The organism is Comamonas sp. 26, from assembly GCF_002754475.1.
Classification (GTDB): domain Bacteria; phylum Pseudomonadota; class Gammaproteobacteria; order Burkholderiales; family Burkholderiaceae_C; genus Comamonas.
In genome coordinates, this window is record NZ_PEFL01000002.1 from 293819 (window position 1) to 312435 (window position 18617).

At 60.9% G+C, this 18617-nt stretch carries 11 protein-coding genes and 1 pseudogene; 4 read left to right on the top strand and 8 right to left on the bottom strand.

Going from position 1 to position 18617, the window contains the following annotated elements; translation table 11 throughout:
- Positions 1–116 precede the first annotated feature (116 nt).
- From CLU84_RS15910 to argH, 3 genes are all read right to left on the bottom strand, one after another.
- Complete coding sequence (locus CLU84_RS15910; protein WP_099738281.1) at positions 117–6131, bottom strand: alpha-2-macroglobulin; 6015 nt, start codon at positions 6129–6131, stop codon at positions 117–119.
- A 151-nt stretch (positions 6132–6282) separates the two neighbouring features.
- Positions 6283–7263, bottom strand: a complete 981-nt coding sequence (locus CLU84_RS15915) for a Bug family tripartite tricarboxylate transporter substrate binding protein (RefSeq protein ID WP_099738283.1) — start codon at positions 7261–7263, stop codon at positions 6283–6285.
- 98 nt (positions 7264–7361) lie between these two features.
- Positions 7362–8810 carry an argininosuccinate lyase gene (gene argH, locus CLU84_RS15920; RefSeq protein ID WP_099738285.1) on the bottom strand — a complete coding sequence of 483 codons (1449 nt, stop codon included), beginning with the start codon at positions 8808–8810 and terminating at the stop codon, positions 7362–7364.
- 339 nt (positions 8811–9149) lie between these two features.
- Between argH and CLU84_RS15925 the strand changes: the two genes are divergently transcribed.
- From CLU84_RS15925 to CLU84_RS15935, 3 genes and pseudogenes are all read left to right on the top strand, one after another.
- On the top strand, positions 9150–10094 hold the full coding sequence (locus tag CLU84_RS15925) for a DMT family transporter (RefSeq protein ID WP_099738287.1): 945 nt from the start codon (positions 9150–9152) through the stop codon (positions 10092–10094).
- Between the two features lie 129 nt (positions 10095–10223).
- A pseudogene (locus CLU84_RS15930) lies at positions 10224–11290 on the top strand (sensor histidine kinase).
- Positions 11271–12008: a LytTR family DNA-binding domain-containing protein gene (locus tag CLU84_RS15935; protein WP_099738290.1), complete on the top strand. Its 738-nt coding sequence runs from the start codon at positions 11271–11273 to the stop codon at positions 12006–12008. Before CLU84_RS15930 ends, CLU84_RS15935 begins: the two are co-directional and overlap by 20 nt.
- Before the next feature lie 64 nt (positions 12009–12072).
- On the opposite strand, the gene CLU84_RS15940 is transcribed toward CLU84_RS15935, so the two are convergent.
- The 5 genes from CLU84_RS15940 to polA all read right to left on the bottom strand — a co-directional run bounded on the left by CLU84_RS15940 (position 12073) and on the right by polA (position 18125).
- Complete coding sequence (locus tag CLU84_RS15940) at positions 12073–12984, bottom strand: ZIP family metal transporter (RefSeq protein ID WP_099738292.1); 912 nt, start codon at positions 12982–12984, stop codon at positions 12073–12075.
- A gap of 184 nt (positions 12985–13168) precedes the next feature.
- The gene (locus tag CLU84_RS15945) at positions 13169–14074 is read right to left on the bottom strand and encodes a dienelactone hydrolase family protein (protein ID WP_099738294.1); all 906 of its coding nucleotides are present in this window, start codon (positions 14072–14074) and stop codon (positions 13169–13171) included.
- 85 nt (positions 14075–14159) lie between these two features.
- Positions 14160–14471: an AzlD domain-containing protein gene (locus CLU84_RS15950; protein ID WP_099738295.1), complete on the bottom strand. Its 312-nt coding sequence runs from the start codon at positions 14469–14471 to the stop codon at positions 14160–14162.
- Positions 14468–15130 (bottom strand): AzlC family ABC transporter permease, encoded by a 663-nt coding sequence (locus CLU84_RS15955; protein ID WP_099739070.1) that lies wholly within the window; start codon positions 15128–15130, stop codon positions 14468–14470. Before CLU84_RS15955 ends, CLU84_RS15950 begins: the two co-directional genes overlap by 4 nt.
- A gap of 172 nt (positions 15131–15302) precedes the next feature.
- Positions 15303–18125: a DNA polymerase I gene (gene polA, locus CLU84_RS15960; protein ID WP_099738297.1), complete on the bottom strand. Its 2823-nt coding sequence runs from the start codon at positions 18123–18125 to the stop codon at positions 15303–15305.
- Between the two features lie 100 nt (positions 18126–18225).
- On the opposite strand from polA, the gene CLU84_RS15965 reads away from it, so the two are divergent.
- Positions 18226–18588, top strand: a complete 363-nt coding sequence (locus CLU84_RS15965; protein WP_099738299.1) for a hypothetical protein — start codon at positions 18226–18228, stop codon at positions 18586–18588.
- Positions 18589–18617 lie beyond the last annotated feature (29 nt).

Here is an 18617-nt window from a genome sequence, read left to right on the forward strand (position 1 = left end):
CTGCCCCACAAGCAGGGGCATAAATTAAATAGCACCCAGGGCTTGTTTCAAAAGCGCTGGGTGCTATTTTCACTCCACTCAAGTCTGCTTAAAGACGAGGCATCAGCCCCGACTCATCAGCGCTTGTCGATAACCTTCACGCGTGCGTTGGGCACCTCACCAAACATCTCAGGTGCATACAGCGCTTCGGCGCGTGTGGGCGGCAGGGCGAAGTCACCGGCGTTGTTAAGGCGCACGGTGTATTCGACCTTGGTCGTGCCTGCAGGCAGGTATTGGTAGTAGGCGCGGTAGGCCTCGAAGCTGCGCTCTTCATAGGCCAGCCAGCCTGCGCCCTCCTTCTGCTCGCCCTTGGTCGCAATTTCCGAGTCACGGCCCAGGCCGCCACCCAGAATGGTCGCCCCCGTGGGCACAGGGTCGGTAATTGCCACCCAGGTCATATCGGTCTTGGCCTGTACTTCCAGCGTCACGCGCAGCACATCGCCGCGTGAGTACTGACCACCACCAAACATGCTCTTGTCCGCCTGATCCACCGGCGTAATGGTCTTTTTGATGGTGTAGCCCGCGCTGAACGGGGCCTTGAGAGCCACGGCCGCCACGGACTGCACGGTCAGCCAGGGCTTGCCCGTGCCTTGCTGGGTCACGCTGAGCTGACCCTTACCGGCCTTGGCCCAGGGCATGAACATGCTGTTGTTCAGCAAGCCACCAGCACGCACAGGCTCGCCAAACATGCTCGTCGCATGGGCTGCGCCCTGCACATCTTCAGATGTAGCGCGCTTCACGTCGGCCCAGTTCACCTTGGCTTCGTTGCCATTCATGGTGGCGACTGTCGTACCAGCCACAGCCTCGGACTCAAACTTCTGCGAGAAGCGGCGCAGTGCCAGCGCCCCCCAGAGGTTGGCCGTAGTCGTGCTCCAGGCACCGCCCTGCTGACGCGCAATAAAGCCGCTGACCAGACGAGGCATGTCCTCTGCCCAGGCGGGATCATTGATGGTCACCAGCATCAGGCGCGCCAGGTTCACGTCGGGGCCCTGCATCAGCCACCACCAGCTATCGTCCTGATCGGTCGAGAAGCCGGCACGCGTGCCGTTGAAGGTCAGGCGGGCACGCAGAATCTGCATAGCCTGGGCCAGACGTTCATCGCGCTGCGGTGCATCGTTCATGCGCTGCAGCAGCATCACCCAGTCGATGACCGCATGCGTGGGCCACTGGTTGGGCGTGGCGTTGATGCTGTCAAGCATGCGTGGCGTGGCCTTGCCGGACTGCGCCAGCGCGGCAATGGCGGCCAGCTTGCGCATGTCCAGATCCTTGCGCGGGCTCCAGAAGTTACGCTGAATACGGCCTTCCACAAAGGCGATCAGGCCGTCCTCCATGTGCGCTCGCTCGGCCGCTGGCAGCACAAAGCGCTTGTCCACGCCCTGCGCCAGGGCCGACAGATTGATCAGGTGCGCCGTCAGCGTATCGCTGCCGCGATTCACGCCACCATCCGTCGATGGGAAGTAGTTGGCCAGGCCGTCGCTGTCCAGATAGTTGGGCAGCTGCGCCATGGTGCTAGCCCACAGCTCGGCGTTGTTCATACCAACGGCCTTGCTGGTCGTCTGCTCCAGGCAGGAGTAGGGATAGCGGGCCCACCAGTCGCGCACGCCGGGCAGACCTTCGGTCAGCTTCGGCACCAGCGACATCTGCAGGCCACCACGGCCGGGCAGCGCATCAGCGGGCGGGTTCACGGGCACGGTATATGTGCCGTTCACCTGCACCAGCGTAGCCTGCTGCACCGTCAATGGCACGGCGGGCACGATGCGCTGGCTGACTTTCAGGGCATCCTGCGCAGCGTCGGCACCACCGCTGGTGTCACGCGCGGCGATCTCCCAGATCAATGCTTCAGCACGCGTGCCTGATAGCTGGGCCGGAGCCTTGACGTCCCATGCCACTTCGCGCGCTTCTCCTGCCGGAATCTCTACGGTCTGTGGCTTGAGTTCCAGCATGGTGGCGCGCGGCGTCACTTCCACCTTCATGGCCTTGGCCGAGGTATTGCGCAGCGTCACCTGAGCACGGAACTGGTCATCCTCGCGAACCAGCGGCGGCAAGCCGCTGATGATCTGCAGATCCTGCGTGGTGCGAATCGCCGTCTGGCCTGTACCAAACAGGCTCACGCCCGCATCGGCTACGGCGACCACCTGGAAGGTGGTCAACGCATCGTTGAGCGGCACGTCGATCAGCGCCATGCCGTTCGCATCGAGCACCACATTGGGTGCCCACACCAGCAGGGTATTGAGCAGCTCGCGCGTTGGGCTGTGGCCACCGCCACCGCCCGCGGGCACGGCCTTCTTGCCATAGTGTCGTCGGCCAATCACTTCCATCTGCGCGGTGGATGTCTGCACACCCCACTCGCGGCGCGTCAGCATGGCGTCCAGCAGGTTCCAGCTGGTGTTGGGCATCAGCTCCAGCAAGGCCTGATCCACGGCGGCCAGCGCCACATGGGCACCTGCAGCAGGCTTGCCGTCAGGCAGCATAGCCTTGATAGTGACCTTGGCCGTGCCGCGCACCTTGTAGCTGCTCTTGTCCGAAGTCACCTTCACATCAAGCGTGTGGTTCTTCAAACCCACGCGAATTTCAGACATGCCGAAACGGAAAGCGGGCTTGGAGAGATCGACCATCGATGTGGGCGCAATGAACTCCTTGCCATCACTCCAGAAAGCACGCCACCACTCCACCGGCGACTTGAAGCCCCAGGTGAAGAAGCTGTACCAAGGCACTTCCATCAGACGGCCCCGCAGCGCCAGCACGCTGACGTAAACATTGGGCCCCCAGTTCTCTTCAATCTTGACGTCTACCGTCGGGTTGTCACCCGTCAGCTCAACGACTTGCGTGCTCACAACACCTTCGCGCTCCACTGACACCAACGCGGTTGCGCGGCGGAAAGGCATGCGCACCTGAAAGCGTGCGGTCTCGCCGGGCTCATAGCTCTTGCGCTCGGACAGCACATCCATGCGGTCATGGTCTTCGCCGCCGAACCAGATCTCGCCCTTACCCGTCACCCAGACCGATGCAGCGGCCTGGCTGCTGCGGCCATCTTTGTCAGAGGCCTTGACGATCAGCTCCACCTCACCAGGCTGAGACAGCTGCGCCTCGCACTGCAGCAGACCGTGGCTGTCGCTGGTGCCAGAGCAAATAGTGCCTAAAGGCTTGAGCGTGGTCTGGTTGTCATAGCTGTAAAAACCACCTACCAGTCGCTTGCGGCTGGAAGTGGTAATGCGTGCAACAGCCTCGACCTTCACAGGAACACTGGATTGCGGCTTACCGGCCGTATCCAGCGTCAGCGCCTGAAAGCTGAGCTTGCGATCCACCGAAATCCAGTTTTCGGAACGCACGCCAGCCACCACAGCCGCAGGCCAGATGGTGCGTGTGCCGCGTAGAGTCTGCACCTCGCCATTGGGGTCGGCATAAGTCGCTTCCATCAGCAGCTCGCGCGGCTCAGTGGACTTGGGCAGTTTGTCGATGGTGACCTTGCCCAGACCATTCTTGTCCAGCGTCACGGGCAGCTTGTCTGCCACCACCTTGGTGTCGTCGCTGGCAGAGCTCTCCTCATCATCACTGTTGCCCACATCCTGCGCGCTGCGCGGCGGGTTGAAGCTGAAGCCATCCCAGCCAGAAAAGTCTGGCGACTTGGAACGCAGCAGCGCCGACACCTTGACGGGCAGATTAGAAGCCGCACCACCGGAGACATAGTTGATCTGCACTTCAGCAGGCACGCTACTCGCGCCATACAGCGCATCTTTGCTGGCCGGGCCTACGCGGCCCTCCATCACAGGCAGGCGAAACTCTTCAACGCGGAAAATACCGGTGCTGAAGCTGGAGCGGCGACCGCTGTTGTTGCCATTCTCATAGCCAAGTTCTACCGAATACTCACCCAGCTTCGCCGCTTTGGAGATAGAAAATTCGCTGATCGCGCTGCCATTGGCAGACCAGCTCAAAGCCTGCGTAAAGCGCTGGCCGCTACCCAGATGGGTAATGGTCAGGCGGTCGGGCTTTTCTGGAGTCTGATCAAAGCCTTTGGAGTTCTTGCCTGCACCGGTCAGTGCACGCAGGTAATGCTTCATGGACACGGTTTCGCCCGCGCGGAACAGCATGCGGTCAAACACCGTGTGCGCCACTTCGTCACGCTTGCTGCTGGAGCTGGTTGGCACATTGAAGCGCCAGGACTCAATGCCCTTGTTCCAGTTGCTCCAGACAAACGCCAGCTCCTCGCCTGCATCGGTCTTGGCACGAGCACTCACAAAATAGGAGGCACTGCGGTAGTCGCCGTCATTGCGGCAGTCGGGCGGGCTGGGGTTGAGACCGTTGAAGGTCACCACGCCCTGCTCGTTGCTCACAGCCGAGGCAATTGCCTGACCACTGCAGTCCGAAACCTGAACCGTGGCACCAGACACGGCCTTGCCCTTGTCCAGCGTCGTCACCCAGGCCACGGAATTTTCGCGGCCCAGCTTGAAGTGCACGGCCAGATTGGTCACCAGCACCGAGGTACGCACATACATGGTGCGACCCGCGCCATAGCCCTCGTCGAGCAGCGACTGACCCAGCATGGGCGAGGCGATCTCGACAACCTGGAAGCCGGGATTCAGCGGAATACCGACCACTTCAAACGGACGCGGGTCATTCTTGGCTGCCTTGGGCAGCTCCAGCGTCTGTGTCTGGCTCTGTCCGTCCAGCAGAGACAGCATGCGTGTCTGCACCCAGTTCTTGTCGTCATTGATGACTGGAGGCAAAACCTTCACATCGCGGGCAGCACGCTTGCGTTCCACGCTATAGCTGTCATAGCGCTCGACTTTCTTGATCCAGGCGATGATGTCCGCGTCGGAGCCGCCCTTTTTGGTGCGCACCACGCTGGCATCCAGAGACTTGCCGGTAAGCTGCGGCTCCACATTGCGCAGCGTCACGGGCAGCAGCGCCGGGCCCTTGGGGCCTTCGGCAAAGCGCTCGACAATGCCGAATGGAGAAGCAGCAAACTTCACCAGTGGCGGCATATTGCCAGTGGCCGTGGCCAGCGGGAACATGTTGGCGTTGCTCAGCGTGCGGCCCGCAGCATCCTTGAACTGCGGCGGCAGCTCCACCACATACTTGGTGCTGGCCGTCATGGTGGCCGGGAAGGTCACGCTATCCACCAGTGAGTCTTCGGCCAGCTTGTCGCCGTTTTGCTCAATGATGGGAGCGACCGCCGAGGCACCGCTCTTCAGGCGAATCGCCTCAATCAGTTTGCGCGGCACAGGCGCACTGAAAGACAGTCGCATGGGGCGAATGGGCAAACAGGCGGCGTTGGCGTTTTCACGCTCGCAGCTGAAATCAGCCGTGAACGGCTGGCGCACCTGATACTGATAACGCTGCTCATCCTTGCTGGCCAGGCCATTGGCCATGACCACACCCTTGCCATAGACCAGGGTCATCTTGCTGCCCGAAGTCAGGCGGCGATTACAGGCCAGCACGGCATAGTTCTGCGGGTGCTTGACGGCATCCTTGTCCCAGTGCCGCTGCTTGAGCACGGCATCGCGATCCTTGCCCTCAATCAGTTGCACAGGAATGCGCTCACCCACGCCTTCAGACGTACACCAGACGCGCTGCTTGAGGCTGTCTGCCGTGGCCGCGCCCGTCAGGCGCAACGCAAAGTACTGCTGCTCATCAACCTCTTCATAGGTGTCCGGTGCGATATCAGCAACCTGCGGGCCACCCGTCTGAAATTGATAGCTGGCAGCGCCCGTCAGTACTTTGCCATCGACAGCTTTGAACTGAGGATTTAGCGAAGCCGTGCAGCGCACGCCAGCGGGCAGATTCTGGGTGAAGTCAAACACCCATTCCTTTTCGCTGTTCCAGCGGCCTTGTCCCTTGGCAGCCTGAGCATCACTGCACTGCAGGTTAATGGGAGCGGCGGCCTTGGGATCGCCAAAGCGCACGGCCGCTGCATCAAACTGCACGACCACCTGCCCCACCTTGCTCACATCACCCTGCGGGCTGAACTGGCGCACACCGGCTGCATGTGCAGCCACGGCGCTCAGGCCCCACAGCAAACTCGCATTCAGCAGCATGCGCCAGCGCGGTGCATGCCCCTCCGTTCTGCCCGTCTTTGCGTACGGCTTGGTCATACAGTCATCCTTTTTAAAAGCAGGCACTAGGCCTGCTCTGGCTGTTTGAATCTGGAGTCTGGAATCCACCACGACAGCGCGGCAAGTGCATCAACAAAAAAGCCCTGTCTCACAAGTGAGCAGGGCTTTGAGCATGTACTGCAAGCGCAAATTACTGCGGCTGGAACCCACTGCGCTGAATGATACCGGTCCAAACGCGGGTATAGGCTGTCTCTCTGGCCGCCAGTTGCGCAGGATTCATATAACCCACAGTAAGACCCAAGGCCGTCAGTTGCGCGTAAACGTCACGCTGTTTAAGCACATTGCCGACGGCGGCCGAGAAACGATCCACAAACGCCTGTGGCACACCCTTGGGCGCAAAGATGCCGTAGTAAGGCAGCTCTTCAAAACCCTTGATGCCCTGCTCCAGCAGCGTGGGCACATCGGGCATCGATGCCTGACGCTTGGCACCCAGCACGCTGATCACGCGCATCTTGCCGGCCTTGTGGTTCTCCATGAAATCGGGCACCGATGCGATGCCTGCCGGAATCTGATTACCCAGCATGTCCCCCAGCAGCGGAGCGCTGCCGCGGTACGGAGCAGCCACCAGATCGAGCTTGTAGTGATCAGCCAGAATTTTGACCAGGAACTCTGGCGTAGAAGCCGGTGCCGGAATACCGATTGTGCCGCGCTTGGGGTTGGCCTTGATCCATGCCACGTACTCGGCCAGATTCTTGGCTGGCGTGTTGCTGGAAACCGCCAGCGCATTCACAAACGTGGCAATGCCTGCCACGGGGATGAAGTCTTGCTGCGAATCAAAGCCGGGCTTCTTCACAACCTGGGGCAGGATGGAAATGGTGTGGTCATGCGAGAGAAACAGCGTATGACCATCGGCAGGTGCTGCCTTGAGCAACTGCGCCGCAATCTGGCCGCCAGCGCCGGGGCGGTTGTCTACTACCACCGTCACGCCGCCCAGCTCATCTTTGAGCTTTTCAGCCAGCAGGCGCGCAATCGCATCCGAGCCGCCACCAGGCGGAAAGCCCACCAAAATGCGAATGGGCTGTCCCGACGAAGCCCAGGCCACCGAACCCAGAGCCGATGCTGCTGCAGCCCCCACACCGGCCTTGAGCAATTGACGACGAGATTGGGTCATGTGTTTTCTCCTTGTGATTTTTGAGCCTAACCAAAACAAAAGCGCCCGGCAAAGGGCGCTTTTAAGGCGTGATCGTTACGCCACAGTGCGACTAGTCATCAAGCCAAACGAGCCTGATGCTTGGCCAGCTGGATACGCACCTGAGCCGGAGCCGTGCCGCCCAGCGTATTGCGGGCATTCAACGAGCCTTCAAGGCTCAGCGCCTCGAACACATCGGCTTCGATGTTGGGGTTGAAGGCCTGCAGCTCTGCCAGTGGCAGCTCGGTCAGGTCCACGCCCTTCATGGTGGCCAGCTTCACGGCATGGGCCACGGTTTCGTGGGCATCCCGGAATGGCAAGCCCTTCTTGACCAGGTAGTCAGCCAGATCGGTAGCGGTGGCGTAACCCTTCAAGGCTGCAGCGCGCATGTTCTCCGCATTGACGGTGATGCCGCCTTCCTTGGTGCCGGTCGCAGGGTTGAGCTGGCCGCCAATCATCTCGGCGAAGATGCGCAGCGTGTCCTTGAGCGTATCGACGGTGTCGAACAGCGGTTCCTTGTCTTCCTGGTTGTCCTTGTTGTAGGCCAGGGGCTGGCCCTTCATCAGGGTGATCAGGCCCATCAGGTGACCGACCACACGGCCGGTCTTGCCGCGTGCCAGCTCGGGCACATCGGGATTCTTCTTCTGGGGCATGATGGACGAGCCGGTGGTGAAGCGGTCGGCAATCTTGATGAAGCCAAAGTTCTGGCTCATCCAAATGATCAGCTCTTCGGACAGACGGCTCACGTGCACCATGCACAGCGATGCAGCAGCGGTGAACTCGATGGCGAAGTCACGGTCAGACACGCCATCCAGCGAGTTTTGCGACACACTTTCCATGCCCAATGTCTTGGCCACGCGTTCGCGGTCCAGCGGGTAGGTAGTGCCAGCCAGCGCGGCAGAGCCCAGGGGCAGCACGTTCACGCGCTTGCGCACGTCCAGCATGCGCTCGGCGTCACGCTTGAACATCTCGACATAAGCCAGCATATGGTGACCAAAGCTCACAGGCTGAGCCACTTGCAGGTGGGTGAAACCGGGCAGGATCACGTCCACATTCTTGGCAGCCACTTCAACCAGCGACAGTTGCAGCTCTTTGAGCAGACCTTCAATCAGGTCGATCTCGCCACGCAGCCACAGGCGCACGTCGGTTGCAACCTGGTCGTTACGGCTGCGGCCGGTATGCAGGCGCTTGCCGGCATCGCCCACCAGCGCGGTCAGGCGCGCTTCGATGTTCAGGTGCACATCTTCCAGATCCAGCTTCCACTCAAAGCTGCCAGCTTCGATTTCCGAAGTGATCTGCGCCATGCCCTTCTGAATAGAGGCAAAGTCATCAGTGCCAATGATCTTCTGGGCCGAGAGCATTTCGGCGTGGGCCAGAGAACCCTGAATGTCGGCCTGCCACATGCGCTTGTCAAAGAACACGCTGGAGGTGTAGCGCTTGACCAGGTCGCTCATGGGTTCAGAGAACAGGGCAGACCAGGCCTCGGCCTTGGTGTCGAGCTGGTTGTGCGAAGGAGCAGATGTAGACATGTAAGGACAGCAATCCCGTAAAACCACAGGCCGCCAATTCAGAAGATGAGTGCGGCGGCTGTGCAAAGCAGAAACAGGGATTTTATCGGCCTGACTCGTCCGCAGCGCCAGACAAGCCCAGAGCCATTGCCTTCAACTGCGACAAAGCAGTTTTCATTCAACAGTTACTCACATTTCAATAGCTGCAAGCGATTGATGTATAAGCGCTACAAGGCAATTTAGCTTAAACCCTGTGAATCTGGCTGCTGTGCTCTGGTTTTTGCCTTGCGCAGAAAATCGCGCCGTCTTCGCTTTCTTTCTCACTGGCCGCAGCCTTCAAGGCTTGTGCGCCGCCCCGGCATGCACTCCCGTTCTTCCCTGATTTCTGGCTTGGGCTTTGCTCTGGCCGCCTGCGCGCTCTGGGGCGCTATTTTTCTGGTGCCGGCCATGCTGCCGGAGTTCTCCCCGCTGCAAATCACCTTTGGCCGCTTTGTGCTGTATGGCGTGGTGGCCCTGTGTATTTTTTTGCCCCAGGCGGCACAACTGCTGCCCAAGCTGCAAAAAGCCGATATCTGGCACCTGATCTGGCTAGCGCTGACGGGTAATGTGGTGTATTTCGCACTCGTCGCCACCTCGGTGCAGTGGATTGGCATGGCCGTCACATCGCTGATCGTGGGCCTGGTTCCCGTCACCGTGCCGCTGCTGGGCCGCAACACCAGCGGCGCGATTCCGCTGCGCCGCATGCTGTCGCCCATGGCGTTGATTCTGGCCGGCATTGTGCTCATCAACGCCCACGCGCTGACTGCCGCGCCTGAGGGCAGCCAGAGCCGCTATTTGCTGGGCGTGCTGCTGGCTGTTCTGGCGGTGATCTGCTGGAGCCGTTATGCACTGGACAACACCCGCTATCTGGCGCAAAGCCAGTTCAACGGCACGCAATGGTCCACGCTCTGGGGTTTGGTGGTGGGGCTGATCAGCGCCCTGCTCTGGGCCTTGCTGTGGCTGGTGTCACCCGAGACCGATGCACCCGCCATCGCACCCGAGCGCTGGCAGATGTTCTGGTTGCTGAACCTGGCTGTTGCCATCTTCTCGTCATGGCTGGGCAACTGGATGTGGAATGCCGCCAGCGAGCGCCTGCCCATCACTTTTGTGGGGCAGTTGCTGGTGTTTGAGACGCTGTTTGCACTGGCCTACCACTATCTCTATGAGCAACGCCTGCCGCAGGCCAGCGAGCTGGCACCTATCGTGCTGATTCTGGCCGGCGTGGTCTGGTCGCTCAAACGGTTCAAGGCCGTGAAAAACGTTTAAGCAAGCACTGCGGCAGCGCAAGTGCTGATGCAACAAACCGACATATATCGGGCTGATAACGGACTGATTGCGCCTGCGCACAAGGCTATCGGCCAATAATCCAAGGCATCGTCCTGCTTCAAACAGCCTGTGCCCATTTCCCCTGTCACCGCTCACTCCATCTCACCACGCAGCGCGCTGGTGTTTGATGCCTGCAATGCCGGTGTGGTGCTGCGTGCCGTGCTGTTTGTGCAAGTCGTGGTGGGCACCGTCGCCATTTACGGTGCGGATTCGATCTGGGAATGGTTTTCCTCCACCGCCCTGCTCACCGGTGCCTGCCTGCCCGGCACCCTGGTCTGGCTGATTACGGCCTGCAGCCTCAAGCACCAGTTGCAGCGACTGGGCACACGCGGCCAGTATCTGGCAGGGGTGCTGCTGGGCGCGCTTGCCGGGCTTTATGCCTGCGCAATGCTGCAGTTTGTCAGCGTTGGAAAAGCCCCTTGGCTGGCCAGCGCAGTCACCGGCGGCCTGCTGGCCGCCTTGCTGGTGACCGCACTGGTGCTGCGGGCTCGCGGCAATACGCCCGCGCAGACACAGGCCCGCCTGACCGAGCTGCAATCGCGCATACGCCCGCACTTTCTGTTCAACACCCTCAACAGCGCCATCGCGCTGGTGCGCGCCGAACCGGCCAAGGCCGAGGCACTACTGGAAGATTTGAGCGACCTGTTTCGCTACGCACTGGCCGAGCCCAATCTCACAACCACACTGGCGCAAGAGATTGAGCTGGCCCAGCGCTACCTGTCCATAGAGCAGGTGCGCTTTGGCGAGCGCCTGCAAATTCAGTGGCAGCTGGATGAAAGCGTGCACAGCGCACTGCTGCCGCCACTGCTGCTGCAGCCCCTGGTTGAAAACGCCATTCGCCACGGCGTGGAGCCCAACCCGCGTGGCGGCAAGCTGCAGGTGCGTACGGAAAAGCGAGGCAACGAGGCCTTGATTCAAATCATCAACACCATACCGGCCACGCCTTCAACCACCCCCACCTCAGGCAGCGGCATTGCACTGGAAAACGTCAGGGCCAGACTGTCACTGCTGCACGATCTGCAAGGTAGCTTCAGCGCCCGCGCGCGCGACGGGCTGTATGTGGTGCGCCTGAGCGTGCCTTTGCCGCAGACCTCTTAAACCCGGGAGAATCTCGCCATGCACATTCTGATCGTTGACGACGAAGCTCTGGCCCGGGGAAGGCTACGTACTCTGCTGGGCGACTGCGCCCATGGCCCGCACCTGCTGCAAGAAGCCGCAGATGCACAGCAAGCCCTGCGCATTTTGCAAACGGCACAGCCCACGCCCGTGCAGCTAGTGCTGCTGGATATTCACATGCCCGGCCAGGACGGTCTGCAGTTTGCGCAGACGCTGAACAGCATGCCCAACCCGCCAGCCACTGTGTTTGTGACGGCCCACGCCAACCACGCCGTGCAAGCCTTTGAGCTGGATGCCTTGGACTACCTGACCAAGCCTGTGCGGCTGGAGCGCCTGCAGCAATCCCTGCAAAAAGCAGAGCGCGCACTAAGTACCCTCAGCGTGGTGGAAAGCGGCCCCGTGCTGCTGATTCAAGAGCGTGGCGGCACGCTGCGGCTGCCGCTGTCTGAGGTACGCTTTCTCAAGGCCGAGCAAAAATACATCACCGTGCGTACCGTGCAGCGCAACTACATTCTGGATGGCGCACTGGCCGATCTCGAAACCCGCCACTGCGAGCAGCTGCTGCGCATTCACCGCAATGCACTGGTGCTGCGCGCCGCCCTGCGGGGGCTGGAAAAATATGACGACCCGGAGGAAGGCGAAGGCTGGGGCCTGCGCCTGCAAGGCATACCAGAGCTGTTACCCGTATCGCGCCGCCAGCTGGCACTCGTCAAGACCGAACTCAAAGACGGAGCTTGACTCGCTTCTCCCAACAAAAAACCGGCCTGATTGAGCCGGTTTTTTGTTGGGATGGCACGCGCTATCAATGCGTGTGCTTTTTCTCTGCATCGTGTGAATGCACGGCCTCTGCCGCGCCTTCATGTGCATGCTCGTGTTCGTGGTCGTGCGCATGATTGTGGGCCGCTCCACTCATCACCGTCACCACCACAATTCCCACCAGCAGCCAGAAGACTTGCGCAGCCGTCTCTTTGGCACTCAGCCGTTTTTGCAGCTGCGGAATCAAGTCAGCCAGCGCCACATAGATAAAGCTGCTCGACGCAATCGTCAAAAAGTACGGCAGAAAATCATGCAGCTGGCCAATAAGGAAGTAGCCCGCCACACCGCCCAGCGTGGTCACGGCACCGGCCATGGATACCTTGATCAAGGCCACGCGGCGGTTGCTGCTGGACTGGCGCAGCACCACGATATCGCCCATGTGGTGCGGCACCTCGTGGGCCAGCACCGACAACGCGGCAATCAAACCCAGACGAATATCCGCCATGAAGGCCGAGGCAATCAGCACCCCATCGCCAAAGCAATGCACGCTGTCGCCCGTCAGAATGGCCCAGCCGCCCTTGGTATGGGCATGACCATGAGACTCGTGGTGATCATGCGAATGATCGCCCTGCTCATGCGCATGCACATCTCCGTGGTCATGGCCATGCGAATGCTCATGGCCGTGGTGCCACAGCTCGGCCTTGGACAGCAGAAAGAAAAACACCAACCCGACCAGCAGCACCACAAATAAATCGTGTGCCTTGCCGTGGCTTTCAAACGCTTCGGGCAGCAAATGCATGAAGGCCGTAGCCAGCAATGCGCCCGCAGCGAGACTGAGCAGGCGCTGAGGCATGACCCCGGGCGTTCGACCTCCTCCGAGGCTCATTAACAACGCGGCCACCCAGACACTGCCGATACCAGCAGCCAGGGTGGCCAGAATAATTGCTACCAATGTCATAGCTTTATGTGGCTTAACCGCAACCTTTTCAGGCGAAACACGGGGATTTTCGCAGAATGTGACAGCCTGAGCGGCTCCATCTGACTATCCCCATACCGTCAGCCCCGGATGCGCATCATGCATGGATCACGCACCGGGACTTCTTTCACCTTAGCAAAGCTGTCAACCCCCCCCGATCACAAAATCAGGCCACGCCTTGTTTCTTGAACCAGCTCAGCATATGCGCCCAGCCATCTTTCGCCGCTTGCTCACGGTAGCTGGGACGGTAGTCCGCATGAAAAGCATGGGGGGCATCGGGGTAGATCACAAACTCCGATATCTTGGCCGCCGCTGAGCCGCTCTTGAGTGCGGCCTTCATCGCGTCTACCGACTCTTGCGGAATGCCCGTGTCCTTGCCGCCATAAAGGCCCAGCACCGGGGCCTTGAGCTTGGCAACCAGATCAATCGGGAACGTTGGCTGCAGCTCATTCTTGTTGCCCTGCAGACGCCCATACCAGGCCACGCCCGCCTTGACCGGGCCATGCGCAGCGTACAGCCAGGTCATGCGCCCGCCCCAGCAAAAGCCCGTAATGGCCAGCTTGCTCGCATCGCCACCGTTGGCACCTGCCCATTGCACGGCCGCATCCAGATCACCCATCGCCTGCGCATCGGGCACCTTGGCAATCACCTCGCTCATCAGCTTGGCCATCTCGCCATAGGCCATGGGGTCGCCCTGGCGTACAAATAAATCGGGCGCAATCGCCATATAGCCCTCGAGGGCCAGTCGGCGGCAGGTGTCGGCAATGTATTCATGCACGCCAAAGATTTCAGAAATAACCAGCACCACTGGCAGATTCTTTTTGCCCGCAGGCGCGGCGCGATAGGCTGGCAGCTTGAAGCCGTGGACATCAATACTCACCTCGCCCGCCGTCAGGCCATCGGCAGAGGTCTTGATCGCCGTCTGCGCCATCACCGGCCCGGCCACGCTGGCATAACCCACGCCAAGTCCCGCGCCCAGAGCGGCCCGCAACGCAGCGCGGCGACTGGGTGGAGCGTCGGCATTGGCGCCAAGCAGGCCCTTCATATCCTGAGCGATGTCTTCGTACTTCATGAATCCTCCTCTGGTTGATGGAATCTCAAGCCACGGCAGTGCAATCAGCCAGCCGCCTGCGCCATGCAGTCTAAAGCCTGCCCATTCAAGCAAGCCAGCGCAGCAGCGCCGAAGCGGCAGCCCCCAGCACCACCACCAGCAGGAACGGGGCACGCAGCCACAGTGCAATCGCAGCCACCAGCAAAGCGCCCAAACGGGCATCCAGCGTCAGCTGCGTGCCGCTGGCCACGGTATTCATCACCGTCAACGCAGCCAGCAGCGCCACCGTCAGGCTGGCCGCCACCTGGGCCATGCGCGGGCTGCGCATCCAGCGCTCGGGCAAGCTATAGCCCAGCAGCTTGGTCACAAAAGCCAGCGCACAGGCCAGCAAAATCCATTGCCATAAAGACAGCGTCATTGCTTTGCCTCCGATGGCCTGACCCAGCCCCAGAACGCGCCCACTGCAGCGGCCAGCAAAATGGGCACGCCTGCCGGAACCACAGGAATGGCAATCGCCGTCACCAACCCGCAAGCCAGCGCCAGAGCCACCGGCTCGCGCGCATTCAGGCGCGGCCAGAGCAAGCCCAGAAAGGCGGCTACAGCCGCACCATCCAAGCCAAAGCGACGCGTATCGCCCAGTGCGTTGCCCATCAGCGCACCCAGCAAGGTAAACAGGTTCCACAGCAAAAACACACCTGCGCCAGCCACCCAGAAGCCACGGCGCTGCTCACCCAGCTCTTCCTGCCCGGATGCGGTTGCCGCAGACTCATCAATCGTCCAGTGCGCAGCCAGCCAGCGCGGCAGCCCTTTGACGCCCAGCAAGCGGCTCATCTGCATGCCGTAAATCGCATTGCGCACACCCAGCAACGTGGCAGCCCCCACGGCCGCCAGACCACTGCCACCACCGGCAATCACACCGATGAACGCAAACTGCGAGCCGCCCGTGAACATCAATGCGCTCAAGGCCATGGTCTGCCAGATATTGAGCCCCGCCGCCACGGACAAGGCACCAAAAGAAATGCCGTACAAGCCGGTGGCCACCGAAATGGAGAGCCCCATGCGTACGGCAGGTGTCATTGCAAAGTCTTTGAACAAAGAATCCTCAAATCATTTCAATAGCAGCTGGCGCATGTAAATAAGGCACTTCAGACATGAAATCATCTGAAATGCCCTGTTTGCTTACGCTAGAAGCTCACTTTTTAAAAGCGCTTGGCGCGAAAGGCTCAGTGAGCCTACGGTGAAAAGCGCATCAGTGCGCTTTTTCCCAGTTCTCGCCAAAACCGATCTCGGCCAGCAGCGGCACGGCCAGATCAGCCACACCGGCCATGATGGCGGGAATCTCGGCCTTCACCCATTCCCTGGCCGACTCGGGCAGCTCGAACACCAGTTCGTCATGCACCTGCATGATGACCAGCACCTCGGGCTTTTCCGCATCCAGCCTGGCCTGCACGGCGACCATGGCCTTTTTGATCAAGTCCGCCGCTGTGCCCTGCATGGGGGCGTTGATGGCGGCGCGCTCTGCGGCTTTTTTGCGCGGGCCGTTGCCGCCGTTGATTTCGGGCAGTACCAGGCGGCGGCCAAACACGGTCTCGACATAGCCTTGGGCGTGGGCCAGCTCCACGGTCTGATCCATATAGCGCTTCACGCCGGGATAGCGCTGAAAGTATTTGTCGATGTATGCCGCGGCGGCTTTGGTTTCAATGCCCAGATTTTTGGCCAGACCAAAGCTGCTCATGCCGTAAATCAGCCCAAAGTTGATGACCTTGGCGTAGCGGCGCTGCTCGCTGCTCACCTCGTCCACCGTCACGCCAAACACTTCGGCGGCGGTGGCGCGGTGCACGTCCAGACCGTTTTTGAAGGCATTGAGCAAGGCCTCGTCGCCCGAAAGGTGGGCCATGATGCGCAACTCGATCTGCGAGTAGTCGGCGCTGGCGATCAGCTTGCCCTCAGGCGCAACAAAGGCTTCGCGCACGCGGCGGCCTTCGGGGGTGCGCACGGGAATGTTCTGCAAGTTCGGGTCGTTGCTGGACAAACGCCCGGTCACGGCCACGGCCTGGGCGTAGTGGGTGTGCACGCGGCCATCGGTGGGCAAGGCCATCTGCGCCAGCTTGTCGGTGTAAGTGCCTTTGAGCTTGGACAGGCTGCGGTGCTCCAGCAGCTTGGCAGGCAACGGATAGTCCTCGGCCAGCTTTTCCAGCACTTCTTCGTCGGTGCTGCGCGCGCCGGTGGCGGTTTTCTTCACCACGGGCATGCCCAGCTTGTCGAAGAAGATTTCGCCCAGTTGCTTGGGGCTGGCCAGATTAAATGGCTGGCCCGCAATTTCGTACGCCTCTTCCTCCAACTTCAAAATGCGCGCACCCAGATCATTGCTCTGGCGTGCCAGCTCGCCCGCATCAATGCGCACGCCGTTGCGCTCGATGCGAAACAGCGCTTCGCTGGTCTGCATTTCCAGCTCATAAATATGCAGCAGACCGGCGTTGGCCTGAATCTGCGGCCACAGCACTTGATGCACGTTCAGCGTCTGGTCCGAGTCTTCGCAGCTATAGGCAGCCGCCTTGTCGACCGGCACCTGCGCAAACGGAATCTGGCCCTTGCCCTTGCCGCACAGGTCTTCGTAGCTGATGCCAGTGCGGCCGGTGTGGCGCAGCGCAAGGCTGGTCAGGTTGTGGGGGCGGTCGGCTTCCAGCACATAGCTTTGCAGCATGGTGTCGTGCGCATAGCCGCGCACGGTAATGCCATGGTTGGCAAACACATGCTGGTCGTATTTGACGTGCTGGCCCAGCTTCTTTTTGCTGCCGTCTTCCAGCCAAGGCTTGAGCTTGGCCAGCACGCTGTTCATATCCAGCTGCTCGGGCACGTCCATGCCTTCGTGGCGCAGCGGAATATAGGCGGCTTCGCCAATGGCCACGCTAAAGCTGATGCCGACGATCTGCGCGCGCATTTCGTCCAGCGAATCGGTTTCGGTGTCGATGGCGGTCAGCTCGGCGGCGTGGATCTTGGCCAGCCATTCGTCCAGTTGCGCTTGCGTCAAGATGGTGGTGTAGACCACGTCGCGCTGCTGGGCGGCCACGGCCACTTCAGTGGCTTGTGCGTCATCCACATCAAAAAGACCACCTTGGGCGGTGTCAACCTTGCTGGCCTTGGCAGGCTTGGCGGCTTTTGCGGGAAGCGCTTCAGAAACCGTAGAACCCAGCGCGCGCGCCAGGCCCTTGAAGCCGTATTTTTCATAAAACGGCACCAGCGCCGCGTTGTCTGGCTCGGCTAGGACCACGTCGTCCAGCTGGGGGAGGCCGCTGATGTAGTTCGCCAGATCGCAGTCGGTCTTCATGGTCACCAGCTGACGGCTCAGCGCCAGCTGGCCGCTGGCTATCGCATCACGCAGGTTTTGGCCTGCAACGCCCTTGATACCTGCGGCATTAGCTATCAAGTTTTCTAGCGTGCCGTGCTCTTCCAGCCACTTGGCAGCGGTCTTGGGGCCGACCTTGGTGACGCCGGGCACGTTGTCCACGGTGTCGCCCACCAGCGCCTGAAAGTCGACCATCAACGACGGGGGCACGCCGAACTCTGCGGTCACCCCGGCCACGTCGCGCTTTTTGCCATTCATGGTGTCGATGATGGTGACATGTTCGTTCACCAGCTGGCTCAAGTCCTTGTCGCCGCTGGAGACGATGACGTTAATGCCCTGGGCCGCCGCCATCTGCGCCAGCGTGGCGATCACATCGTCGGCTTCCACGCCGGGCACAGCCACCACTTTCCAGCCCAGCAGCTTCACCACTTCGTGGATGGGCTCAATCTGGCTGCGCAGATCGTCTGGCATGGGCGAGCGCGTGGCCTTGTACTGGTCGTACATGGCATCGCGGAAGGTGGGGCCTGAGGTATCAAACACGCACACCGCATAGTCGCCCTGCACATCCTTCCTCAGCGCCTGCATCATGTTCACCATGCCGCGAATGGCGCCCGTGGCGGGGCTGGCCGGGTCGCCGGGAATGGCCCGCAGATCGGGCATGGCATGGTAGGCGCGGTAGAGGTAGCTGGAACCGTCCACCAGCACCAGGGTCTTGGAATTGCTCATAGCCGCCAATTGTGCACGCGAGCCGACGCTGTAGGTCCCAGCCTCAAAGACAGGTAGCACCCAGTGTGACAATTCGAAGACGCCCTACAATCGGTACATCATGCGCGCTGCACCACTTTTCATCATTCTGAGCCTGGCTGCCGGATCCGTTCTGGCCCAGTCCCCCACTCCTGCCCCGGCAGAAACCGTGGTCGCTCCTGCGCCCCAGGGGCAAGAGGACAACTCGGCGCCCACCGGCAAGCACAACCAGCGGATTGAACATATCCGCGTGGAAGACGGCGGCAGCCGTGTCGATGAAACCCGTGTCGGCGGCCAGACCCAGAGCATTACCGTGCAACCCAAGGTGGGCTCCATGCCAGAGTACGAGGTGCAGTCAAACGACGGCGCCCGTGCAGCGCGTAACCGCAATAACAACAGCGGCGACACCACGGGCACCCGAGTCTGGAACTTCATCAAGTTCTGAAGCGCCGCGCGCTTTTCCCATTTATGACA